Source organism: Aureispira sp. CCB-E (assembly GCF_031326345.1).
In the GTDB taxonomy this organism is placed as follows: domain Bacteria; phylum Bacteroidota; class Bacteroidia; order Chitinophagales; family Saprospiraceae; genus Aureispira.
In genome coordinates this window covers 6,318,572-6,342,203 of the sequence record NZ_CP133671.1, presented here as the reverse complement: position 1 = coordinate 6,342,203, position 23,632 = coordinate 6,318,572, and the positions used below count along the sequence as shown (strand labels likewise).

The following is a 23,632-nucleotide window of genomic DNA, read 5'->3' as shown; positions in this document are numbered from 1 at the left end:
TGTAGAAAAGAAAAAAGCAGCTTCAACAAATTGTTGAAGCTGCTCCTATATATAACTGTTTGATCTAGTAATAGTTCGTTAAACAGCTTTATTAGTTTGATTATCAACTGCGCAGCACTCATGAAGTAAAATAATAAAAATGTGCTTTTTTATCTTTTTGGTAAAAAGTAAAAAATAAACGAACTACTAATCTAAATTACTAAGCAGTTCTTCCTAAAACGCTTTTGTAATTTCTAAGAACAGCACTCTTTAACTCTTTACGAGCAAAGAAAATACGACTTTTGATAGTTCCCAAAGGCAAATTTAATTGCTCCGCAATCTCTTGGTATTTGTAACCATAGTAGTGCATCATAAAAGGAACACGAATGTTGTCTTCTAATTTGTTCACCAGTCCTTGTAACTCGTTCATCATAATAGAAGAATCAGCATCATTGACAATGGTAGGTCCTCCAGAATTAAGGTAAAAATTATTGTCTGTGGAATCTAAAATTGTATTGCGCTTCATTTTTTTGCGATAGTTGTTGATAAAGATATTGCGCATCATCGTAAATAACCATGCCTTGAGGTTGGTTCCTACTCGAAACTTATCTTTATTAACCAAAGCCCTATATGCCGTCTCTTGATAAAGATCTTTAGATTCCTCTCTATTTCTAGTTAGCTTAAATGCAAAATTGCTTAATGCATTTTCTAAAATAGAGATTTCTTTTGCGAAATTGATCGTTGACATAATATAGTATTTTTTGTTTTTGAGTAAAATAACTCTCCGTTTGTTTAAACAAAGATAGGGTAAAAATAAACAAAAAGCAAATTTTGTTTAATGTTTTTGTGTTTAAGTGTAAACAATAAATGCTTTTTTACTCTCTATTTTTGGTTTTAGTTTGTTGATTATTAGTTAATTGGGCTTGTTTGATTGTTTTATATGGAATTGTTTTTTTTTTATTTGTTTAATGTTGAAGTGTTCCACAAAAAACACAAAAAAAAGGAGCAGTGTTTATAGTGTAGAGCTAGTTTGGTATGGTTTAAAATAGAAAAAGCAGCTTCAACAATTTGTTGAAGCTGCTCCTATATAAACTGTTTGATTAAAATTACTAAGCAGTTCTTCCTAACGTGCCTTTGTAATTTTTAAGAACAGCATTCTTTAGCTCTTGACGAGCAAAGAAAATACGACTTTTGATAGTTCCCAAAGGCAAATCCAATTGCTCGGCAATTTCCTGGTATTTGTAGCCATAGTAATGCATCATAAAGGGAACACGGATGTTGTCTTCTAATTTGTTCACCAGTTCTTGCAGCTCGCGCATCATAATAGAAGAATCAGCATCATTAACAATGATAGGTCCTCCAGAATTAAGATAAAAGTTATTATCTGTAGAATCTAAAATTGTATTGCGCTTCATTTTTTTACGATAGTTGTTGATAAAGATATTGCGCATCATCGTAAATAACCACGCTTTTAGGTTAGTTCCTACTCGAAATTTCTTTTGATTGACTAATGCCCTATATGCTGTCTCTTGATATAAGTCCTTAGAATCTTCTCTATTTTTAGTTAACTTAAATGCAAAATTACTCAATGCACCTTCTAGATTCGAAATTTCTCTACTAAAATTGATTGTTGACATAACATGTATTTTTTTGAGTGTTAACTAATGTGATTTCCGTTTGTTGTTAACACAAAGCTATGGAAAAGTTCCACAAAAATCAAGTTTTGTGGAACTTTTTTGTGAAACATGTTAAACGGTAACTTTTGTTAAAACATGTTAAATGTTTTGATTATTAGTTTGTTAGGTGCTATGTGGGCTTTTTTAGGGGGAAGCAATTTTTTTTGTTTAACGTTTTTGTTTAACAAAAAATGAGATGAAAAAACTAGAACAAAAAGGTGGATAAAAAACAAAAAAGGCTATTCCAAACATCGTTGAAATAGCCTGCATTTTTAATTCTAATGATTATTTAAAATTGGAACATTTTATAGTTGTTTTTGACAGCATTCCTTAACTCTTTGCGAGCAAAATGAATGCGACTTTTGATGGTTCCCAATGGAACATCTAATTGCTCCGCAATCTCTTGGTATTTGTATCCATAATGATGCATCATAAATGGAACTCTAGTTTTGTCATCTAACTTGTTGACCAATTCTTGTAGTTCGTTCATCATAATAGAAGAGTTTGCATCATTAAGAATGGTAGGTCCTCCAGAATTCAAATAAAATTGGTTATCGGTAGAATCTAAAATAGTATTGCGTTTTATCTTCTTGCGGTAATTATTAATAAAAATATTGCGCATCATCGTAAATAACCATGCTTTTAGGTTCGTACCTACCTGAAACTTGTTTTGATTAACCAAGGCTCTATAAGTAGTTTCTTGGCACAAGTCTTTGGAATCTTCTTTATTTTGAGTCAATTTATAGGCAAAATTGCTTAAGGCGCTATCTAGATTTGAAATCTCTCTGCTAAAATTTATTGTTGACATAATGTATTCTTTGACTATATAAAAATAGGTTGTTTCGTTTGTTGGAATAAAGGTAATGTACCATTTCACGAAAAGCAAGTTTTTAGTAAAAATAGATTTATCAACAATTAATGTCTATACATCTATTTATGTTTTAAAGGTTTGTTTTTTAGGTTTTTATGATGAAGTTTTAAGCATGGTTAAATAAAAGTTAAACAAAAATAGAGCTTTGAAATAGGCGTTTTTGGGGAGCTTTTGAGCTTAAGTCTAATATAGTTTTGCTGTAGGATAGGAAGGTTATAAACACAACTGGCTGCCTCAATATGAGACAGCCAGTTGTTCCAATTATAGACAAATTTACATTTTTAGGGAGCAGGAGATTAAGCAGTTCTAGTTCTATTTAAAACTTCTTTGTAATTCTTTAAGATAGCATCTTTTAATTCTTGACGCGCAAAAAAGATACGGCTTTTAACAGTGCCTAAAGGAACATCTAATTGCTCGGCAATTTCTTGGTATTTGTATCCATAGTAATACATCAAGAAAGGAACTCGGATATGATCTTCCAATTTGTCCATTAAATTTTGTAGCTCTTTCATCATAATAGATGAATCGGCATCATTCACAATAGCAGGACCGCTAGAGTTGAGGTGAAAACGGTCGTCGGTAGAGTCTAGAATTGTATTTCTTTTTACTTTCTTTCGATAGTTATTGATAAAAATATTTCGCATCATCGTAAATAACCAGGCTTTTAGATTTGTGCCTACACGAAATTTATTTTGATTGGTCAACGCTCGATAAGCCGTTTCTTGATATAAATCTTTGGCATCATCCTTATTTTTGGTCAACTTATATGCGAATTTACTAAGAGCTTCTTCTAACTTAGAAAGTTCCTCGTTAAAATCGATAGTAGTCATAATTGTAAGTTTTGCTTTAATTGGCGGATTAATTTTTGTGTTTAAATAAAGATACTTTAAAGTTAAACAAAAAACAAATTTTGCAGAAGCTAATATTTAAACATATTTCTAATGCATATAGGCAAAGGTGTTCTGTGAAGATAGAGCGCCATTTAAGATTCAATAGATTGAACTAAAACAGCTTGATTCACAATAAACAACAAGCAGGAATTACTTTGAATCAAGGAGTATAGAAACCCAAACTAGATACTAGTTTTTCGACAGTGTTTTTATAATTTTTTAAAATGGTAATGGTTAACAAGATAACTAACTACTACTATTAAGTACTTATGTTTATTTGGATTGAGTATACCAATATAATTTGGATTTGATAAGAAGAACAAAAGATTAAAAATAAGGTTTTCTTAATATGCTTTTTTTTAAAAAAAAAGCGCTTTCAACATTTGTTGAAAACGCTATTATATTTATCGGTTATTCGCTTGATTTTCGCTTGTTACGACGTAATTTAAGCAAACTAATACTTGTATTAAAGTGTTTTTATGCTCAATTAAGCCGTTCTGCTCAAAACGTTTTTGTAGTTAGATAAGACAGCCCCTTTTAGTTCTTTGCGAGCAAAGAAAATGCGACTTTTTATTGTACCCAAAGGTAGATCTAATTGTTCAGCAATCTCTTGATATTTGTAACCATAATAATGCATCATAAAAGGAATGCGAGTACTATCATGTAGCTCATCGACCAACTCTTCTAATTCATCCATCATCATAGAAGAATGAGCACCATTTAAGATGGCTGGTCCACCAGAGTTCAAGAAAAATTGATTGTCAGTAGAATCAAGGATAGTATTTCTTTTGATCTTTTTTCGATAGTTATTGATAAAGATATTACGCATCATTGTAAATAACCATGCTTTAAGATTAGTTCCTACTCGAAATTTATCTTGATTAACTAAAGCTCTATATGCCGTTTCTTGATAAAGATCTTTTGAGTCTTCTCTATTTCTGGTAAGTTTAAATGCAAAATTATTTAATACACCTTCTAGATTAGAGATTTCTTGTGTGAAATTGATCGCTGACATAATGTATTATTTTTTTGTTCTGAGTAATATCACCCTTTGTTTGTTGAAACAAATATAACTCAAAGTTAAACAGAAAACAAGTTTTGTGTAAAGTAATTTGTAAAAAACTTAAACAAAATTAAATGTAGGTACAATTGTTTTTGCTTTAAAGTGTTGATCTTTATTTAGTTATGTTGTGTTTAATTTTTTAGTTAAAAAGTTAAACAAAAATAAGAATTAAGTCTTGTTGAACCGTTTTGTTGAAGAATTTGGGAGTTTTTTGCCTGATAATTCGAGAGGAAAATGAGCGAGAAAGTTTGTTTGAACTATTAAATGAATCGAATCAATTTATTTTTTAAGTAATTCTTAACGTATCGTTTTAAACTATTTGGCATATCAATTGCGTTTATAACAGTAACGAACAAACATAACCAACTTTCGATGAGTATTTACCAAACTTACGAAAATCAAATAGCTCAGAGCAACCTACTCTGGGCTATTTTCTATTATTATATAAAGGGATTGAAAAACGTAAATTTAAACAACGTCATTGAGTTGAGGATGACGGGATTTGGTGTTGAATATAGTTTAACCAGCACAAGAATTTAGAGGCAGTTATTTCATAGTTTGCTCAAACTAAAAAACTGGGATGCAAGCTCACGCATAACAGGGGGACTGTCAAGCCTATTTGTTTCAATTTTTCTTTTAGCCTAATGTTTCAGACCAGCCATTTGCAATAAAATTTAGTCGTTGACAATTTTCTTTCCAGCACTTTAATTATCAAATTTTTTAGACAAAGTTGTAGCAATTATAAGTGAAATTAGGGCTGAGAAAATGTTTTAAAATAAAGAAAAATTAATAGGAGGATACTTGACGTGAAACAAGCATATAGTCAAGCATTGAGGCATTTCTGAGACTTAAATTTAGGACTTCAAAATAGAAAATAGAACCAGTCTTAGAGGAAAAAAATAATATAATTTTTCGCTAAAAATGATAATTGAAATCATCTTTTATTTGTTTTTTCATTTATGAACTTTTGGATAAATATTTAAAAAAAAAATAACGTTTTGATTGTCTATGAAATTGTTTTTAATTAATTGATAATCATTTGTTATTGTATTTGTTTTAATCTATATTGAAGCTGTTTTGTATTCTTTTCTTATTAAGTTTTTTTATACATTTGAATACCTGAAAAGAAGCTTAGCAATTACTAAGAAAAAATAAATAAATTTATATCTTTGCTGGCACATTTTTGAAAAATGACACGTTATTAGAGTGTCATTATCAATATGATATATTTAATCACACTTTTAAAACAAAATTTAGAACCTTTTAAAGTAATCGTTTATGTTTAAATCAACTTCAAAGTTTTTGCAATTAATCTGTTGCTTAGGAACTCTACTGTTCTTTTCTTCAGAAGCTAGTGCCTCTCACTCCATGGGACTAGACCTTACTTATCGTTGCGTGGGTAACAATCAATATGAAATTAATTTGACTTTTTATCGAGACTGTAATGGTATTGGAGTACCTCAAACAACGAATGTCAACTGGGCCGCTGTTTGTGGTTCTGGATCGGTGAGATTGTCTCAAGTTAGCATGCAAGAAATTACACCGTCTTGTCCAGGTATTGTTGGAACAGCTTGTAATGGAGGCAACGGTGTTTATGGAATTGAAGAGTATAAATTTCAAGGAATCCTTACTCTGCCTGCAGGGTGTAGTAATGTGACTTTGAGCTACTCTAATTGCTGTAGAAACAATGCCATTACAACATTGAATTCACCAAGTGGTGAGCGTATTTATGTGGAAACAGAAATCGTAGACCCTGCTTTGTGCAACAACTCACCTATATTTACAAATGACCCAGTGCCTTTTGGCTGTGTTGGTCAACCTGTTTTTTACAATCATGGAGCGTCAGATGCTGATGGAGATGATTTAGTCTATTCATTAGTGGATTGCATGGACGATTCTAGTACGACAGTTGGTTATGCTGCTGGATATAGTGCAACAGCTCCATTAAGTACTACTAATGGCGTAACGATTGATCCTGCTACTGGAGCTATTTCATTTACACCAGATGTTGCTCAAGTTGGTGTTTTCTGTGTGTCTGTAAAGGAATATAGAAATGGTGTTTTTATTGGAGAAATTATCCGCGATATTCAATTTACAGCTGTTCCTTGTTCTAATAATGTTCCTACATTAAGTGGAATTAACAATACAACTGACTTTTCGACAACAGCTACTGTTGGAACTCAATTGTGTTTTGATGTATTTTCAACTGATCCAGATAGAGGACAGACAACATCTTTATCTTGGAATAATGGCATTGCTGGAGCTATTTTTACAACAGGAGGAACGCCTCATGCTACAGGAACATTCTGTTGGACGCCATCTTCAAGCGATGTAGGCATACATACTTTTACAGTGACTGTATCCGATGATTATTGCCCGATAGTAGGTCAAAATATATACACTTTTACAATTTCTGTTCAAGATAACTCTGTTCCTTGTGATAGTATTGATGTTAATATTGTATCAACCAATGATGTTACATGTTCTAGTAATGATGGTGGTGCTGTATTGGTTGCAAGTAATGGTGTTGCTCCTTATAACTATCAATTGGTAAATTGGACAACAGGTGAATTTTTCTCCAATACAACAGGTATTTTTAATACGTTAACACCAGGATCTTATAGTGTGTGGGTAGAAGATGCAAATGGTTGTACTCCTGCTTGTTCTGGACATACGTTTGTTATTGGAGGAAATGTAGTGCCTTTATCTGCAACGGCAGCAGGTCAAGATGTGCCTTGTCCATCTAATTCTACTAATGTAATGGACTCTACCAATAGTGGAGGTTCTGTTACTGTAACAGCAACAGGAGGTACCGCACCCTATTTATATTCTATAGATGGTGTTAATTTCCAAAGCTCAGGTGTTTTTGCCAATCTAGGTGTCGGGACATATAATACTATTGTAATGGACGCAAATGGTTGTAGTGCTACGGCTACGGCAACTGTTGGCGAACCAGATCCTATCAATATTGGAGTGGTTTCAGTAACACCAGCAACTTGTGGTTTAGCAAATGGTAGTATTACAATTTCTGCAACAGGTGGTGATGGAAATTACTTATACTATATCAATGGTCAATCACAAAGTAGTCCAACATTTACCAACTTAGCAGCAGGTACGTATACCTTCAGCGTTTGTGATATGAACTATTGTTTATACGATACAACTATTGTTATTCCTGGCGTTCCTGGTTTCACAGCAACAACAACTACTACTAGTCCTTCTTGTGAAGGTGATTGTAACGGAACAGCTACTGTAGCTATCAGTGGAGATAGTTCTAACACTTACACTGTAGTATGGAACAATGGTCAAACAGGTCTTTCTATTGCTAATCTTTGCGCTGGTGTATATACGGCTACCATTACAGATGCTAATGGCTGTGAAGTAACCGTAACGGCAACTGTTAGTGATCCTGATCCAGTTAGTGTTAATTTAGTTGCTAGTTCTGATGAAACTTGTGCAGGAAACGATGGTACTGCTGTTTTGAATATAACAGGAGGAACACTTCCTTATGTTATCGATTTAGCTAACTTTACAACAGCAACGACTTTGTCTAATGCAACAGGTGTCTTTACAAACTTAAATGCAGGTCAGCATGTTGTCAATGTAACAGATGCGAATGGTTGTAGTGTAAACTGTGCAGAGAACTTTGTTTTGGAAGGATGTGGATCAGGAGTAGATGGTCGTGCCCCTGTATCGTTAGGAACAGCTACTGGTTTAGGTCCAATCTTGTCTGTAAATCCAAACCCTGCTTCTTCTTTGGTTCAAGTGCGTTATCAAACATCAGCAACAGCTGTTAACATTGCTATCTTGGATGCAAATGGTAAGTCTGTTTATAGCCAAGAACAAAGCAAAGGTAGTGGAAGTCTTGAAATTATGATCAACAATTGGTCAAACAGTACTTATTTTGTAGTGATGACTGATAATAGTGGAAAGCTAATCAAAACGGAGAAATTAGTAATCTCTAAATAATAATTGTTTTTAGTAACTAAAAGAGGCGTTCAGAAATTTCTGAACGCCTCTTTTGCTTTTTAAACAGCACTTCGTGCTCTAATTTCAGTTGGTTTTTAAGGACTAACCAATTCTAATACTTGAGTCGTAGACTTGGTTTCTATCCGAACAAAGTAAATAGAGGAAGCTTGTTGCGGGAGCTGAATGGGAGTGTGATAAACTCCTGCGGGTTGGTTTTTAAATATTTTTTTGTGCAGTTCTTGTCCTAAAAGATCGTAAACACTAATGATAACATCGGTAGACTGAGTTAGAGTATACTCTAAAGTGCTTTGGAGTTGAACAGCGGGATTGGGATAGAGGTTAATAGTTGCGATATCAGAGTTGTTGGATATTTGATGGATAGAGACGGTTGTGTCCATACTAAATCGACCCAAAAATACATCGTATCCTTCTTGACTTATTAAAGTATCGTTGACAAAGATAGAGGTGTCTTGATAACTTCCTACGATGTATACTGTAGTCGGATCATGAACGATTAAATCAAAACAGAAGTCGTTGTAGTAATGTCCTAACGTTTGCCCCCATTTGTAATTTGAGTTCTCATCTATTTTGATAACAAATATATCTGTGGGGCGATTTAAGTGACGATTGGTTAAAGAATCCCCACCTATCACCAACAAACTATCGACCGTTCCCAAGAGATAGATATTATCATCTGAATCAAAGTCAACGGCATACACTCGTTCGTCAAATGTCCCAGCCAATGGGAATGCCCATGTTAAGTCTCCGTTGGGTGAAAATTTTACAGCAAATCCATCTTCTTCTTTTGCACCATTTAAGATAAACGTATCAATTTGCATAGAGCGATCATACCAGCCAACAAGGACAGGGTTTTGCTTACTGTCAATGTTAACATAATACCCTTCGTCTACACTAGGACCACCCATTACCTTGATCCACAAGAATTGCCCTGTAGCGTCGTATTTTGCTAAAAAAGCATCGTAGCTTCCAAATCCATAAACCGTAGTAGCGCTATTGGGGTATAAGGCGTCTCTAAAGGCTCCAGCAACATAGATATTATTGCTACTATCAATAGCAATAGATCGACCATACTCAATTCCCGGCCCACTCAATGTTTTTAACCAAACAGGATTACCTTGTTGATCAATGGATACAATAAATATATCCCTTAAGTTGTTTGCTGTCAGACTAAAAGCACCTATCGTTAAATTATTTTCATAATACCCCGTAACGATAAGTTGCCCATTGTTAGATATAGAAACATCGTAGGCGCTTTCTTGTCCCCATCCTGTTAAGCTAGTTGCCCATTGAAAATTTCCAGAACTGTCTATTTTTGCAATCAAAACATCTAGTTCGTCAAAACTAACCAAACTATCATTATTATATCGGAAAGTACCTCTAAACTCTCCAACAATATAGATTTCATTATCGTTGCCAATAGTAATACTATTAATGCGATCAATGCTATTGCCAGCGAGTTGTTTTAACCACAGAAGTTGCCCTTGTTCATTGTATTTAGAAATAAAGCCTTTTTCGATTCCAGCACTACTTAACGAACCAAATGAAGCGCCTTGAAAAAAGCCAACGGTATAAATGTCACCACAAGGAGCCTGTGCCATATTGCTATTTTGCTCAAAGGCATCTCCTGGAATAGAGGTAACCCAATCTGTCGTTAGAGCTTGCCCGTAGTTGTAACTGGCTAAAAGAGAGAAGAATAAGAAAAGGAAAGATGTTTTCATGATTATTTTTTTAGATAAAATACTTGTCCTATATAACGATTCAAAATTACTTGATGTAACTTTAAGTAGATAATATTTCTATTGTTTTGTCAATCAACGAATTATGGTTTTGTTGCGTTTTGTGTTAAGATTTTGATTATCAAGCTAATATTAAATGTGCTTTTTTGTCTTTTTGCTAACTAAGCTTGCGATCTCACGAGCGCAGCGAGCTAAAAAAGTAAACAACTAAGCGATAGTAATCTCATGACAGCAGGGAACTAGCCTTGCGCTCTCATGAGCGTAGCGAATAATAATCAACGACCACGAAGTAGCAGCGAACCGAGCTATGCGAGCTCACGACCGTAGGGAGTAACAAAGCTAACTACTAACAAAAATAATACAAATATTACGTGTTTCAGCTTCCTAAAGCATGAACTTGGTAGGTAATTGATACTTTAACAATTAATTTGAACAGAACAAAATGAAACAATTTTTACTTTTAATTTTTGCACTTCCCAATTTATTACTGGCTCAAAAACAAATTAATCATATCCAACAGAAGCAAATTACACAAAATAGTTTTCAGCTTTGTTGGGAAAGTAGTTGGGCAGGAAAAGCTGCTGTGCAATACGGTTTAACTCCTAATTTGGAGATAGGCGTACAAGAGGCATCCCCAACCAAGAATGCATCTAATTATCAAGTTACACTACACCATCTTCAGGCAGCTACTTTTTATTATGTTCGACCATTTGTAACGAATGGAACCGATACAATTTGGGGAGCAACAGGATACTACAGTACACAGTCTAATTCTACAGGAGTGATTCATGTAATGTTTAATCAAGGTATTGACCCTTTGTACTCCAATGGTTCGATTCCTTACATTAATTCAGGAGGAAGTAATATTGAAAATGAAATTATTAGTAGGATTAATCAGGCGACAACTAGTATTGATATTGCTGTCTATAATAATACAAGAAGTGCCATTGTAACAGCATTAAATAATGCACAAAGCAACGGGGTGCAAGTTCGTTATATTGCCAATAGTGGAGCAATTACTAGCAATGCTGCTTTGAATAATTCTACCCTTACATTTCCTGTTTTTTATGCCAATACAGCCGATTTGATGCACAATAAATTTATGGTTATAGATGCCCATAGTGTTAACAATTCGTGGGTTTGGACTGGATCCTGTAATTGGACGTATACAGATATGTATACCAATTATAATAATTCTGTTTTGATTCAAGACCAAGCATTGGCGCAAGCCTATATCTTAGAATTTGAAGAAATGTGGGGGAGTAATACCGCAAGTTACAACGCTAGTAATTCAAAAGTTGGTGCTCAAAAATTGAATAACACGCCTCATACATTTAATATTGGTGGTCGGTTAGTGGAGGCTTACTTTTCACCTTCTGACAATACAACCAACGAAATTGAATCCAGTCTTTATTCTGCGGATAATGACATTGAATTTTGCTTGTTATCATATACAAGAAATGAACTGGGAACAGCTATTCGCAACGAACATCAATCAGGAACTTTGGAACATGGTATTATGGAAAATATCAACGATCCTGGTTCAGAATATAATTGGTTGACGGGGCAAGGGGTTAACTTATTGGCGGATAACCATAGCACGATGTTGCACCACAAATATGCAGTTGTCGATGCAGGTAATATAAATTCTGACCCTTTGGTTATTACAGGTTCTCACAATTGGACAACAGCTGCCGAGGAACGTAACGATGAGAATACTTTGATTATTCATGATGTGGATATTGCTAATTTGTATTTACAAGAATTTACTGCTCGTTGGTGTGAGGTTAAGAACAATGTCAATTGTAGCTTGCCATTTTCTGTTTTCTCAAATACGAAGCGTGTGGAAAGAGTAGAAGAGGCAATTCAGATTTATCCAAATCCAGCTACAGGCAGCATAAGCATTGAAATTGAGGAGGGGACAGATGAGCGAGTTGAGGCAAAGTTGTATAGTCCAACAGGACAGTTGTTGCAACGTGCTATCTTAGGAAACCAATATGGAACTTATTTTTGGGAAATAGATGTTGATAAGAATGGAATTTATTTCCTGTCGATTCAAAGTAAAACAAAGATTTGGAAAAAATCTATTCATGTGATTCGATGATTTTATCAAGAAAATATTTAGAGATGTTAATGACAACCACTAGTACCCTAGAAAATAAAATTATTAAAGAATATGTTGGTGTTGTTTCGGGAGAAACGATTATTGGTGCCAATATATTCAAAGACTTTTTTGCTGCCATTCGAGATGTTTTTGGTGGTCGTTCTCGCTCTTATGAAAGGGTATTGCGCCAAGCCAAAGAAATTGCCATGAAAGAAATGGGCGAAAATGCCAAAGCTTTAGGAGCCAATGGTGTTATTGGAATTGATTTAGATTACGAAACAGTCGGTAAAGGAATGTTAATGGTAACCGCTTCTGGAACAGCGATAGATTATGAGTAGTGTTTAGATCAATGAAACTAACTTTAGTTGCTACTCTGTTATTTTTATTGTATTTATTCTTGAGATATGTTGTTTGGTTTTAGTAGCAAAGCTTGAGATTCAAGATAAAGGCGAGCTTAATTAAATTAATTGATGTTTTATGAAGCAATGAGTAAAAGAATGAATAAAGGATTATTTAAAGAAAATAGATGGATATGGATTGGAGTGTCATTGTTTATTAGTTGCTTATTGCTTGGATGCGAAGTAAGGGAAGAAGAACATAAAATCATAAAACAAGACGACTTTTTTATGACTATTTCTAGGGTAGAATGCGTAGCATATGAAAAGCAAAATAGAACAACTCTTTCTAAAGACTGTTTACTATTAAAAACCGAAGTTGTTTTTCATAATGAATCTAAGGATACTATAAAATTAAGGAGTATGTCTTGTTCATATGATGCTGAATTCATGGTTTCAACAACAGATATTTCTATTCAGCCTTTTATTTGCTTTGCCAATTTTCCAATTACGATTTTAATTCCACCTCAACAGCAAGTTGTCCGAGGATTGAATTTAATTTGGGCAAATCCCACAGATAATGAAACAGTGTTTTCTCTAGCTTATATTCCTCATAAATCCTTAAATACTCAAAATATATTAGATACATTATGGACCAATACTCAAATATTAAATTGGGAAATAATTCAAGAAAAGTGTTTGCAATAAAATAAAAAACGGGGTGCTACATTTTTATGCGGCACCCCATCTTTATATAAAGAATACAAGATTCCCAAATTATCTTAAAAACTTGAAAATTGAACGACCAGGATAGTAAGCAGAATCTCCTAACTCCTCTTCGATGCGAAGTAGTTGATTGTATTTAGCAATTCTATCAGAGCGAGAAGCCGATCCTGTTTTGATCTGTCCTGTATTTAAGGCAACAGCCAAATCAGCTATCGTTGTATCTTCTGTTTCTCCAGAACGATGACTCATGACGCTAGTATATGCGGATTTATGTGCCATGTTTACCGCCTGAATGGTTTCTGTAATACTTCCAATTTGATTCACTTTGATCAAAATAGAATTAGCTGTATTTTCTTCAATACCTCTAGCCAAGCGTTCTGTATTGGTTACAAATAAATCGTCTCCGACAATTTGCACTTTGTTTCCTAGTTTTTCAGTCATCAATTTCCAGCCCTCCCAATCATCTTCGTCTAGACCATCTTCAATAGAAACAATTGGATATTTGCTGCACCATTCTTCCCAAAAAGCAACCATTTCACCCGAAGTCAACTTACGGCCATCTGATTTATGGAAGTGATATACTTTTTCTTCTGCATTATAAAACTCAGAAGCAGCTGCATCCAAAGCAATCAAGACATCTTCTCCTGCTTTGTAACCTGCATTTTCGATAGCAACTAAAATAGTTTCGATGGCTTCTTCGTTAGAGCCCAAATTTGGAGCGAAACCACCTTCATCTCCTACGTTGGTAGAGTGGTTCTTACTTTTTAGTACTTTCTTTAAGTGATGGAAAATTTCTGTCCCCATACGCAATGCCTCGTGAAACGTATCTGCTCCAACAGGCATAACCATAAATTCTTGAATGTCAATAGAATTATCTGCATGAGAACCTCCGTTTAAAATATTCATCATTGGAACAGGTAAGGTAGTTGCACCAACACCTCCAATATAACGGTACAAAGGCAATCCAGCCTCTTGAGCTCCTGCTTTGGCTACGGCCATAGAAATAGCTAAGATAGCATTTGCTCCTAATTTTTCTTTATTATGAGTACCATCCAAATCCAACATGATTTGGTCAATAATACCTTGGTCCAAAACACTGTGACCAATAAGTTCAGGAGCAATGTGTTCCATTACATTGATGCAAGCGTCAATGACGCCTTTTCCTAAGTAACGATCTTGATTTCCATCTCTAAGTTCTACAGCTTCATATTTTCCTGTAGATGCTCCAGAAGGAACAATCGCACGACCCATAATTCCACTAGAGGTATATACTTCTACTTCTACAGTAGGATTTCCTCTTGAGTCTAAAACTTCTCTTGCAAAAATATCTTCAATAATCATGATTGATAAATGACTTGAAAAAGTGAATAGTTAGTTGTCTAAATCACGGGCAAAGATAGAAGATTTTTGACAAACCTACCTAGTCTACTGCTTATAATACCAATTGAAGGGCAAAATATAATTTGATTAAGTTCCTAAACGGTTGCGATACAAGAGATCTCTACGTTGACATATTTTGGCAAATTAGAGACTTCTACGGCTTCTCGTGCGGGAGCTGTATCGTCATTAAAATAGCGAGAATAGACTTCGTTAATGGCAGCATAATTGCCCATATCCGTCATAAAAATAGTGCACTTAATTACATTCTCAAAAGTTGTATTAGCTTCAGCCAATACGCCTGCAAGATTTTGCATGACACGTTCGGTTTCTGATTTTATGCCCCCAGATTCCAATTCTCCAGTTTCTGGATTAATGGCAATTTGACCAGAAACATACAAAATTCCATTGGCAACAACAGCTTGGTTGTAGGGACCTACAGGAGCAGGCGCATTTTTAGTTTGGATGATTTGTTTCATAATATATGTTTTTTTAGTAGTGTTATTCGAATTAGCATTACTCTGCTTAAAAAACGTATTGTTTGTCTATTAGTAAAATGTGCTTTTGTTGATCTTGCTGCTAGAAAGCTGATAATTAAACTAAAAAAGCAACAGAGTATTAAATTGGATGACAAGAGCCTAAGCAAGATGTTTTAAGATGATGACTTCTTTTTTTGTCAAAAATCGACATTTGCCAACAGGAATATTCTTTTTGGTTAATGAAGCATAACGAACTCGGTCAAGTTTTACAACTTCGTATCCTAAGTGTTCAAAAATTCGGCGAACAATACGATTTCGACCAATATGGACTTCTATCCCAATGGTTTTGTTATTTTCTCCATATTCAATAGCATCGACAGGCGCAGGACCATCGTCTAATTGCAAGGTGTTGCGAATTTTTTCCAAGTCATCAGGATGTAGCGCTTTATCCAGTTTGGCTTTGTATACTTTTGAAACCCCAAAACTTGGATGAGATAATTTTTGAGCAAAGGCTCCGTCATTGGTTAACAAAAGTAGCCCCGTAGTGTTTCGATCCAAACGACCAACAGGATAAATACGCTCTTGAGTTAAATCTGAAACAAAATCCAAAACAGTTTTTCTACCATTTTCATCTTGCAGTGTTGTAATGACATTTTTAGGCTTGTTAAGCAAGATATAGACGTGATTTCTAGTAGGCTGGATGACCTTGTCTTCAAATTTTACCACATCATCTTTTTGAACTTTGTACCCCATTTCTTTTATCACAAGGTCATTGACCGTCACCAAGCCTTGTTTGATGTACTCACTAGCTTTTCTTCGAGAGCAAATGCCCGCATGTGCAATGTATTTATTGAGGCGCATATTTTCCTCAACAGGTGCTTCGTGTGTCTTTGGAGAAGCCTCTTTTTTTGAGAATTTATTTCCTTTGCCTTTGGGTGTAAACTTCTTCTTTACTGTTTTAGGAGGAGTTCGTTTTTTCTTGGAAGGTTTGTCTTCTGCATCGGCATAATAAGATGGCTCATCAAAATTATAATCAGTAGGCTTTTTTTTGTAAAACTTGCTGAAAGGTTTGTCTTCTTTATTTGGCTTACGCTTCATGTCTAATTGATTGATTGCCCAATTCTTAATGATATGAGCAAATGTTTTGATTGTCGTTAGCGATTGGGAAACTACTTTATTGTTGCAACCTTATGTGTCAACAATGTATATACTAGTATGAATACCAATATTATTTCTCAAATCTAGCTTAAAAATACAAAGTTAAGGAACTTCACGTCATGCTAACTAATGTTGCATCGAAATTTTTTGAGAGAGGCAAAAATAATCGATCCTATTGCAATACACATAAATGATTTATCCTATTTTATACCTCCTTTTGAGGCGGCGGTGGGGGCGTACTCGTTTTCACAGGAGAAAGGTCATCGTCAGGATTAATAGGGGCATTGATAGAAAGAGGAGCTTTGTTTTTATCATTAAATGGAGGCGCGTCAATATCTTCATTGGGGTGGGGATCTTCAGGCATTTCTTCCTCTTCTACCCCCAAACTTGTTCGCAATGATTTAGACATAATATTAAACACAGGCGTAATGATATATTTTTCTTGATGTTTGATGATATAAGCAGCTGCCCCAATTAAAACAAGAGCAATGAGTAAAAAACTTAAAGTATATGCAAAAGAAGCCATGAAAAAAGAAAGCAACCATCCTAATAACAAAGCAACGGCTATAGAAAGGAACATTGCAGAAATAATGGCAAGACTCCATACCGCAACCAAACCAGCTAGTGAGCCAAGACCTCTCGCCAAATCTAAAGCAATTTGACCACGATAATCTTCAAACTTATCGTCTAGATAATCTGTTAAGGACTCTTTTACGCGGTCGGTAATACTTTTTTTGCTGCCAAACATTGATTTATTAGTTTTCAATAGTTCGTTGAAAAACTTTATTAGTTTGATAATCAACAAGTTGCAGATCTGCTGCATTTTGTGTTAAAATATTGATTATCAAACTAATATAAATGTGCTTTTTTGTCTTTTTGGTAAAAAAGTAAAAAATCAACGAACTACTAAGTTTTATAAGAAATGTCTTTTTAGGAGTTCTCAAATATAGCCTATTCCTTCTTGTGTATGCACGAGGTCATCATTTTTTATGAGAAACGATTAAGCTAAAATACAATAAGTCAAACTAAATTTAAAATAAAAGAGAAAGACGGTTTTGAAAATGATTCATTATATTGTTGAATGCTTGATCAATAGTTCGTTGAAAAACTTTATTAGTTTACTTCGTGAGTGCTGCGCAGTTGATAATCAGTAAGTTGTTTCTTTGTTGCGTTTTGTGTTAAAAATTTGATTATCAAGCTGATATAAATGTGCTTTTTTGTCTTTTTGGTAAAAGAGTAAAAAACTAAGCTTGCGCCCTCATGAGCGTAGCGAACTAATCAACGAACTACTACTTGATGTCTCCAAGTGAAATTATGATAAAATTAGTCAATAATTTTTTCTAGATAGCAGATCTGAACATTTAGATAAACAGTTTTTAGATGAATTAGTTTACAAAATTGATTTAGAGGTAGATGAAGTCATAAAGATCGGTGATTTTCTAAAAAACGAGTTTAGAATCTATGCTTAAAATATAGAAAAAAAATAGTACATTTATGAGTTAATGTCTACCTAGTAGACCATCTATGAGCAACAAGTTTGGATTCCAACCTAATACTATAATATTGCCAATAAATCGAAGGTGAATAAAGATGAAAAAAAGCATTTTAATAACATTGTTAATATTGAGTGGCGGCTATAAAAGTATGGCTCAAACACCAATGTTGAGCAATCAAGGCGCATTAATTTCAGTGAAAAATAACGCTGTTGTCTCTGTACAAGGCAAGGTTCAAAACGATCGGAATGGAACATTTCATAACAGTAATGAAATTTATGTTTCTGGAGACTGGGAGAACAATGCCAATAATGAAGCTTTTGTGAGTAATGGGGAGGGAATCGTTCATTTAAATGGAAATAATCAAACGATACAAGGAAATTCGATTACTCGATTTTACGATTTGCGTTTGGAGAATATAGGAGTTAAATATGCCACCATAGATGTTTATGTAGATGGTTTTTTGAGGTTAAATGACAGAGAGTTTGATGTTGATACGAATACAGCGCATGTATTTAATACCGACTTGGTGGCTGTGGAACATCAGCAAGGGGGCAATGGCTGGGGTTTTGTTTCTAGCTTAGAAAATGGAGGCTTGTTGAGGCATATGGATAGGTCTAGTGTGTACTTTTATCCTGTTGGTTCCAAGTTAGGTACAGCTCGTTTTCGTCCAGTTAATATTAGACCAACGAGTAATAATGCTGTAGCATTTAAAGTACGCATGGCAAATGTAGACCCAAGTTCTGAAGGCTGGGATCGAAATTTTAGGAGTAGGCAAGTCTGTGAAATTAACCCTAATTTTTATCATAGAATAAGTCGAACAGGTGGAGCAACAGATGCTTTTGTAGAGTTTTTATTTGATGCTACACAGGACGGATCTTTTCAAGATATTGCCAGATGGACGAACACAGCGATTTGGGCAGCTGCCTCTACGGGAATATCAGGTACCAATACGACGTATAATTTAGATACTAGAACCAGTAGTCAACCTATTGCTAATTTCTCACCGAATCCATTTGCTTTAGCGCGTCTAAGCCCAGAGGTAACGGCGACTGTTGCACCCAATCCTATTTGCTCGAATGATACAACAATCATTACTGCCAGTTCTAGTGCTACTGCTTTTACAAATTATGATTTTTATGTAGATTCTTTTTTGGTGCAATCAGGACCTTTTGATCGTTATGCCTTGACAGATGCAAGAGTAGGAGAAGTGCCTATTTGGGTAGTAGGAAGCCTTGCTGATTGTGGGGATATTAGTGATACAACCGTTTTAACCGTTTATCAAGGCGTGGTGGCAAATGTCTATTCAGATACAATTATTGTAGCAGGAACAAGTGCCAATTTATTGGCGACAGGAGGCGATTTTTATAATTGGTTGCCTGATACTGCCCTAAGTTGTAACATTTGTGCTGCAACGGCAGCTAGCCCTGTTGAAACAACGACCTATTGGGTAGAAGTAGAAAATATGGATGGGTGTAAAGATACGGCAAGTGTTGTGGTGGATGTTCGGGAGGATGTTAATCAAATTGTATTTATACCAAATGTACTGACTCCAAATAATGATGGTTTTAACGATACTTGGTTTATTAAGAATATTGAGTTTTTTCCTAAGAATGGGGTGAAAATTGTCAATCGCTGGGGGGATATTGTCTTTCAAACAAACAATTATCAAAATGATTGGGATGGTCGTTACAGTGGAGGACAGTTGCCTGCGGGTACCTATTATTATATTCTCGATGTTGGAGGTGAGTGGGGCATTCTGAAAGGAGATGTAACTATTATTAGGGAGTAAGTAGTTTTAGAAGTCTTATTTTCAGTTTTTTAGGCTGAAAGAGAGTGTTGTCATGTAATCAGTAGGTTACAACGTAATTTAATATGATTTCCTAGCGGACTAATGATATAATCAAAATGAAAAAAATCTACAATCTTATATTAGGCTTTATTATATTAACAAGCGGTACTAGTTGGGGACAACAAATGCCATTGTTGAGCGAATACATGCACAGCCCTGCATTGATTAACCCTGCAATGGTGGGCTGGGAAGATTTGACAGCGATCACAGCTACTTATCGGCATCAGTGGACGGGAATGAAAAACAATCCCATTACTTTTGCACTCAATTTTAGGCATTTTGATGAAAAGCGCAACATGGCATTTGGAGGAGGTTTAACGCACGACCAGACAGGACCAACTTCATTTACAGGTTTGAATATTCAATACGCTTATCACTTGAAATTTGGTTCTGAGAAAAAGAAAGAAGAAAAACGCCACCGTTTATCTATAGGGCTTTCTTTAGCGGCAAATCAATATCGATTGGACGGCTCCAAACTGCAATATAATGATGCCAATGATCCTCTAATTGTAGGCAATAGCGATTTTAAAATACTACCAGATGCAGGTTTAGGGGTGTTTTATTATAATGATTTGTATTATGTTGGTTTTTCTGTGCCTCAAATGATCTCGATGAATGTAAAGTTTGATAGTGATAATGCTTTGTCAAACATTCAACGGATTGCTCATTTTTATTTGAATGCAGGAGTCAAAATTGAGTTAAGATCCCCAAAAGATGGCTTGAGCAAACGTTCTTTAAAAGAAAAATCTAAACATTTGCTAATTCCATCGATTTGGTTTCGGTATGCTCCATCAAGCCCCATTAATATGAATTTGCACTTACGTTATGTTTGGCATCAAATGTTAGGCATAGGTTTTGGAGGGTCTACGGATGGGACGATTTCTTTTGATGTGAATGTCCATGTTAAAAAACGCTTTAGAATTGGCTACGCCTTTAGTTTGCCCGTTAATGGTCTGACCAGTCAATTAGGAACCAACCATGAAATTATGTTAACATATGTGTTTGGTAGCAACGGCAATGGATGGACTTTTGAAGCAGCAGAACAGCAAATCAACTTAACGAAAAAAGATAAGAAAACGTCTAAGGATAACAAAAAACAAGGAACCTTATAACGAAGGATTCGATTCGAGACAACAAACAACACGGTATGGAGCATTATTGGTGGAGTAAGTGGATGCTCATTCTATTTTTGACCATTAGCTTTGGCGCTTGTAAAGGCATTTTATCAAAAAGAAAAATGGAAGAGCAATTAAAAAATTTGGAGCGATTTACGTATGAATTCACAGATTCTTCTGTTCCTCCACCTTTTCATCGTAGTTATACCATCGATGCCAATAAGGATTCTATTCGCTTGACAGTGGATAGTTATGGAGATACATTGGCACAGAAAGAATATCCAATGCCTGAAAATGGGTTTGAGAGGATAGGAGTAGCTTTGCTGAAACATAAGATAAATCGACGTTTGAAAGAAAAGCAAAGCAAGGGATGTACGGGGGGGACAACAGAATCAATTTCTTGGTCTGCAAAGAACGAAGCAAACGCTTTTGATGCTTTTGTTTATCATTGTGGAAGCAAAGACTATGGAACTTTGGTAGGAGATGTAGATAGTTTTTTAGTAGACATCCAGTTTCTGACACCAGACTTGGAGGAGGTCATTCAGACTACTCGATAGAATCCATGTGAATAGATGTAATGTGTGTAAAAAAAAGCCTGTTTTTCGATATAAAGAAAAACAGGCTTTTTTTGAAATAGAAGATGGTGTTACTTAGCAATGATGAATTTCTCTACACGCTTGGTTCCCAAAGAACCTTCTACCTCAAAGAGGTAAACTCCAGAAGGTTGATCTTCTAAGTTCAACTCTAACGTTGAATGAGTCGTGTTTTGAACTCGTTGTTGATGTACTAAAACCCCCATCATATTATAGACACGACAAGTGTAGTCTTGCGCTTCTGGGCTACCAATTTCTACGGTACAAACTCCCGTAGTTGGATTGGGATATAAAGCATGTGTTAGCTCTGTTAAGGTTGGAATGACTTCTTTCCCTGTAATCAAACTACAAGCACTTTGAATGCTATCAGTACTTGTCCATACAAAATTATAATCAATAGAATTACCAAAGTCAATAGCAAAATTCTTTAAGGTGATAAAGGTAAAGATAGGACTAAGAATACGAACATGACCACTTCCTTGTGCTGTGTTTGCCCACCAACCTAAGCCATCACCTCCGCCATCGTTGACCGTTAGATTATAACATCCATCAGACAAGAAAATACTATCTTTATAAACCGTATTAGGAGCCATAGAACCTTGAATACGCTCGAAAATGATGTTACCATCTTTGTCTTTTACAGCATAACTAGTTTCATTGGCGTAGTTGTTCGTTTGAACACTTAACAACAAAAATGGCAATGTATGAATGTCTGGAACATCATAGGTTGATTTTAACGTATTATCTTGTGGGAATTCATCGGCTACGCCATTTACACTCACAATGGTTGCAGTAAAGGTAGGGTCGTTGGGATTTGCACCTTGCCATTGTAAGGTCGGTAGCTCAATGTCTGTTTCTTCTAAAAATGGAAGATTACCTGTCCATGTATAACGGCAAGTGCCAGCACCGTTTAAGCCATACTCAATGACCAAAGTAGTGATTGGTGCGGCTCCCAAGTTTTTAACTTTTACAACAGGGTTGCCACAAAATGGATTTTTGCGCAAATGTTCTTCATGCTTGCTTGGAGCAATAATATCTATTAAAGAAGCATCATTGGTATAGTTGTTATTACCATAAAAAACAACATGTGCATTGACCGTATAAGAAGGTGCTTGATTGCCCGACCATGTATAGCTTTGCATATCAAAGTCAATTGTATTGGCAGCACCTGCATTAAAATTCGTCCATTCAAATTCGTGAATATCTCCCTTGGAGCCAGGACACCAACCCGCACGATCGTAAATCCATGTTCCGCCTTGTGGATAAATTGGGTTAGAGCCACAGTCATCTTTCCAAATCATGGCGCTATTAAGTGGGGCACCGTTGGTCTTGACGGTGTATTGTCGTGGACAAAATTCGGCACAATTGACGTTATTATCAAAGCCATGCCCTGTAATTGTTGAAAAAATTCTAGCTCCCGTAGCATTGGCAGGAACATCGACGGTTTTTGGGGTGAAATAAGTCGATTCAAAATCGCTGAAAGTAGAATAACCTTTGGAACCTTTGTACAAGTTGTGAATGCTTAAAATGTCTCTAGGTGGGGTACCTTCTATAAAATCAAATCGGAGGGTGACACTAAAACCACTGCTCCATCCACTATAATGAGCACGAATATCACAAGTGTCTTTTAATAAGTGCACATAGTCTGTTACATCAAAAGTATACCGATGAGACCATGAATTGTTAAAACCATTGCTACCATTGTCCATGTAGGTCCCGTAAGGTGTAATGACTCGTCCTAATTCCATGTTTTCGATCACTTCATATACATTCCATGTTGTGTCTACTACTAAAGGATTGGTAGAAACGGTATCCAAATTAGTTACGGTAGAGTCAAGTGTTCCTGTCGGTCTTCTAAACCATATTTGTGTGGTATAATCCCAATCGCTACAACCCCCAGAAGCACAACCTAATGTATAGGTCATGATTACTTTTCGATAAGTTGTACTACCATCTGGAAACACTCCTTGTTGGTCATAATTGCCGAACCAAGTCATGTCTACAGCATTATGTACCAATACGGTAGTGGTATCTCCAGGCGCTGCATAGCTCGAAATGCTACAATATAGCATACTAAGTAGAAGTGTTGTATAAAGTCTCATGTTGAAAGAAAGTAGTTTTGAAGTGTTAATTTAAAATATAAATTTTCGGTCGGGGGCATGCGGAGAAAATACGAAAGGGATTAGGATTAACCA

At 35.3% G+C, this 23,632-nt stretch carries 18 protein-coding genes; 7 read left to right on the top strand and 11 right to left on the bottom strand.

The features are described 5' to 3' along the window. Positions 1-199: 199 nt before the first annotated feature. From QP953_RS24605 to QP953_RS24585, 5 genes are all read right to left on the bottom strand, one after another. A complete protein-coding gene (locus tag QP953_RS24605; RefSeq protein WP_052597597.1) occupies positions 200-727 on the bottom strand; it encodes an RNA polymerase sigma factor in 528 nt (175 codons plus the stop codon). Positions 728-1,088: 361 nt separating this feature from the next. Further along, positions 1,089-1,616: an RNA polymerase sigma factor gene (locus QP953_RS24600; protein WP_052597596.1), complete on the bottom strand. Its 528-nt coding sequence runs from the start codon at positions 1,614-1,616 to the stop codon at positions 1,089-1,091. A gap of 328 nt (positions 1,617-1,944) precedes the next feature. After that, the gene (locus tag QP953_RS24595; RefSeq protein ID WP_309553255.1) at positions 1,945-2,463 is read right to left on the bottom strand and encodes an RNA polymerase sigma factor; all 519 of its coding nucleotides are present in this window, start codon (positions 2,461-2,463) and stop codon (positions 1,945-1,947) included. Positions 2,464-2,822: 359 nt separating this feature from the next. Beyond that, entirely contained in the window at positions 2,823-3,356 is a 534-nt protein-coding gene (locus tag QP953_RS24590; protein WP_052597595.1) for an RNA polymerase sigma factor, read from the bottom strand. 547 nt (positions 3,357-3,903) lie between these two features. Continuing rightward, on the bottom strand, positions 3,904-4,431 hold the full coding sequence (locus tag QP953_RS24585; RefSeq protein ID WP_052597594.1) for an RNA polymerase sigma factor: 528 nt from the start codon (positions 4,429-4,431) through the stop codon (positions 3,904-3,906). Between the two features lie 1,326 nt (positions 4,432-5,757). On the opposite strand from QP953_RS24585, the gene QP953_RS24580 reads away from it, so the two are divergent. Further along, complete coding sequence (locus QP953_RS24580) at positions 5,758-8,448, top strand: T9SS type A sorting domain-containing protein (RefSeq protein ID WP_309553254.1); 2,691 nt, start codon at positions 5,758-5,760, stop codon at positions 8,446-8,448. Between the two features lie 95 nt (positions 8,449-8,543). Here QP953_RS24580 and QP953_RS24575 read toward each other — a convergent pair whose 3' ends face one another. Next, on the bottom strand, positions 8,544-10,187 hold the full coding sequence (locus tag QP953_RS24575) for a T9SS type A sorting domain-containing protein (protein ID WP_309553253.1): 1,644 nt from the start codon (positions 10,185-10,187) through the stop codon (positions 8,544-8,546). Between the two features lie 460 nt (positions 10,188-10,647). Here QP953_RS24575 and QP953_RS24570 point away from each other — a divergent pair, with 460 nt between their 5' ends. The 3 genes from QP953_RS24570 to QP953_RS24560 all read left to right on the top strand — a co-directional run bounded on the left by QP953_RS24570 (position 10,648) and on the right by QP953_RS24560 (position 13,352). After that, complete coding sequence (locus QP953_RS24570) at positions 10,648-12,309, top strand: phospholipase D-like domain-containing protein (protein WP_309553252.1); 1,662 nt, start codon at positions 10,648-10,650, stop codon at positions 12,307-12,309. Positions 12,310-12,332: 23 nt separating this feature from the next. Next, positions 12,333-12,647 (top strand): heavy metal-binding domain-containing protein, encoded by a 315-nt coding sequence (locus QP953_RS24565; RefSeq protein WP_309553251.1) that lies wholly within the window; start codon positions 12,333-12,335, stop codon positions 12,645-12,647. Between the two features lie 159 nt (positions 12,648-12,806). Continuing rightward, the gene (locus QP953_RS24560; protein ID WP_309553250.1) at positions 12,807-13,352 is read left to right on the top strand and encodes a hypothetical protein; all 546 of its coding nucleotides are present in this window, start codon (positions 12,807-12,809) and stop codon (positions 13,350-13,352) included. Positions 13,353-13,421: 69 nt separating this feature from the next. Here QP953_RS24560 and eno read toward each other — a convergent pair whose 3' ends face one another. The 4 genes from eno to QP953_RS24540 all read right to left on the bottom strand — a co-directional run bounded on the left by eno (position 13,422) and on the right by QP953_RS24540 (position 17,132). After that, positions 13,422-14,711, bottom strand: coding sequence for a phosphopyruvate hydratase (eno, locus tag QP953_RS24555; protein WP_052597589.1), 1,290 nt, complete (start codon positions 14,709-14,711; stop codon positions 13,422-13,424). 134 nt (positions 14,712-14,845) lie between these two features. Beyond that, the gene (locus QP953_RS24550) at positions 14,846-15,226 is read right to left on the bottom strand and encodes a Rid family detoxifying hydrolase (RefSeq protein ID WP_052597588.1); all 381 of its coding nucleotides are present in this window, start codon (positions 15,224-15,226) and stop codon (positions 14,846-14,848) included. Between the two features lie 159 nt (positions 15,227-15,385). After that, the gene (locus tag QP953_RS24545; RefSeq protein WP_309553249.1) at positions 15,386-16,324 is read right to left on the bottom strand and encodes a pseudouridine synthase; all 939 of its coding nucleotides are present in this window, start codon (positions 16,322-16,324) and stop codon (positions 15,386-15,388) included. Positions 16,325-16,589: 265 nt separating this feature from the next. Next, positions 16,590-17,132, bottom strand: coding sequence for a phage holin family protein (locus tag QP953_RS24540; protein WP_309553248.1), 543 nt, complete (start codon positions 17,130-17,132; stop codon positions 16,590-16,592). A gap of 842 nt (positions 17,133-17,974) precedes the next feature. Here QP953_RS24540 and QP953_RS24535 point away from each other — a divergent pair. The 3 genes from QP953_RS24535 to QP953_RS24525 all read left to right on the top strand — a co-directional run bounded on the left by QP953_RS24535 (position 17,975) and on the right by QP953_RS24525 (position 21,401). Next, entirely contained in the window at positions 17,975-19,669 is a 1,695-nt protein-coding gene (locus QP953_RS24535) for a gliding motility-associated C-terminal domain-containing protein (protein ID WP_309553247.1), read from the top strand. A gap of 116 nt (positions 19,670-19,785) precedes the next feature. Then, positions 19,786-20,841 carry a type IX secretion system membrane protein PorP/SprF gene (locus tag QP953_RS24530; protein WP_309553246.1) on the top strand — a complete coding sequence of 352 codons (1,056 nt, stop codon included), beginning with the start codon at positions 19,786-19,788 and terminating at the stop codon, positions 20,839-20,841. Between the two features lie 35 nt (positions 20,842-20,876). After that, complete coding sequence (locus QP953_RS24525) at positions 20,877-21,401, top strand: hypothetical protein (RefSeq protein ID WP_052597584.1); 525 nt, start codon at positions 20,877-20,879, stop codon at positions 21,399-21,401. Positions 21,402-21,490: 89 nt separating this feature from the next. Here QP953_RS24525 and QP953_RS24520 read toward each other — a convergent pair whose 3' ends face one another. Next, positions 21,491-23,539, bottom strand: a complete 2,049-nt coding sequence (locus QP953_RS24520; RefSeq protein ID WP_309553245.1) for a peptide-N-glycosidase F-related protein — start codon at positions 23,537-23,539, stop codon at positions 21,491-21,493. Positions 23,540-23,632: the final 93 nt, after the last annotated feature.

Excerpts from the sequence above, each read along its gene's own strand:
- QP953_RS24605 (WP_052597597.1), bottom strand. The coding sequence starts at position 727 with ATGTCAACGATCAATTTCGCAAAAGAAATCTCTATTTTAGAAAATGCA.
- QP953_RS24600 (WP_052597596.1), bottom strand. The coding sequence starts at position 1,616 with ATGTCAACAATCAATTTTAGTAGAGAAATTTCGAATCTAGAAGGTGCA.
- QP953_RS24595 (WP_309553255.1), bottom strand. The coding sequence starts at position 2,463 with ATGTCAACAATAAATTTTAGCAGAGAGATTTCAAATCTAGATAGCGCC.
- QP953_RS24590 (WP_052597595.1), bottom strand. The coding sequence starts at position 3,356 with ATGACTACTATCGATTTTAACGAGGAACTTTCTAAGTTAGAAGAAGCT.
- QP953_RS24585 (WP_052597594.1), bottom strand. The coding sequence starts at position 4,431 with ATGTCAGCGATCAATTTCACACAAGAAATCTCTAATCTAGAAGGTGTA.
- QP953_RS24580 (WP_309553254.1), top strand. The coding sequence starts at position 5,758 with ATGTTTAAATCAACTTCAAAGTTTTTGCAATTAATCTGTTGCTTAGGA.
- QP953_RS24575 (WP_309553253.1), bottom strand. The coding sequence starts at position 10,187 with ATGAAAACATCTTTCCTTTTCTTATTCTTCTCTCTTTTAGCCAGTTAC.
- QP953_RS24570 (WP_309553252.1), top strand. The coding sequence starts at position 10,648 with ATGAAACAATTTTTACTTTTAATTTTTGCACTTCCCAATTTATTACTG.
- QP953_RS24565 (WP_309553251.1), top strand. The coding sequence starts at position 12,333 with ATGTTAATGACAACCACTAGTACCCTAGAAAATAAAATTATTAAAGAA.
- QP953_RS24560 (WP_309553250.1), top strand. The coding sequence starts at position 12,807 with ATGAATAAAGGATTATTTAAAGAAAATAGATGGATATGGATTGGAGTG.
- eno (WP_052597589.1), bottom strand. The coding sequence starts at position 14,711 with ATGATTATTGAAGATATTTTTGCAAGAGAAGTTTTAGACTCAAGAGGA.
- QP953_RS24550 (WP_052597588.1), bottom strand. The coding sequence starts at position 15,226 with ATGAAACAAATCATCCAAACTAAAAATGCGCCTGCTCCTGTAGGTCCC.
- QP953_RS24545 (WP_309553249.1), bottom strand. The coding sequence starts at position 16,324 with ATGAAGCGTAAGCCAAATAAAGAAGACAAACCTTTCAGCAAGTTTTAC.
- QP953_RS24540 (WP_309553248.1), bottom strand. The coding sequence starts at position 17,132 with ATGTTTGGCAGCAAAAAAAGTATTACCGACCGCGTAAAAGAGTCCTTA.
- QP953_RS24535 (WP_309553247.1), top strand. The coding sequence starts at position 17,975 with ATGAAAAAAAGCATTTTAATAACATTGTTAATATTGAGTGGCGGCTAT.
- QP953_RS24530 (WP_309553246.1), top strand. The coding sequence starts at position 19,786 with ATGAAAAAAATCTACAATCTTATATTAGGCTTTATTATATTAACAAGC.
- QP953_RS24525 (WP_052597584.1), top strand. The coding sequence starts at position 20,877 with ATGGAGCATTATTGGTGGAGTAAGTGGATGCTCATTCTATTTTTGACC.
- QP953_RS24520 (WP_309553245.1), bottom strand. The coding sequence starts at position 23,539 with ATGAGACTTTATACAACACTTCTACTTAGTATGCTATATTGTAGCATT.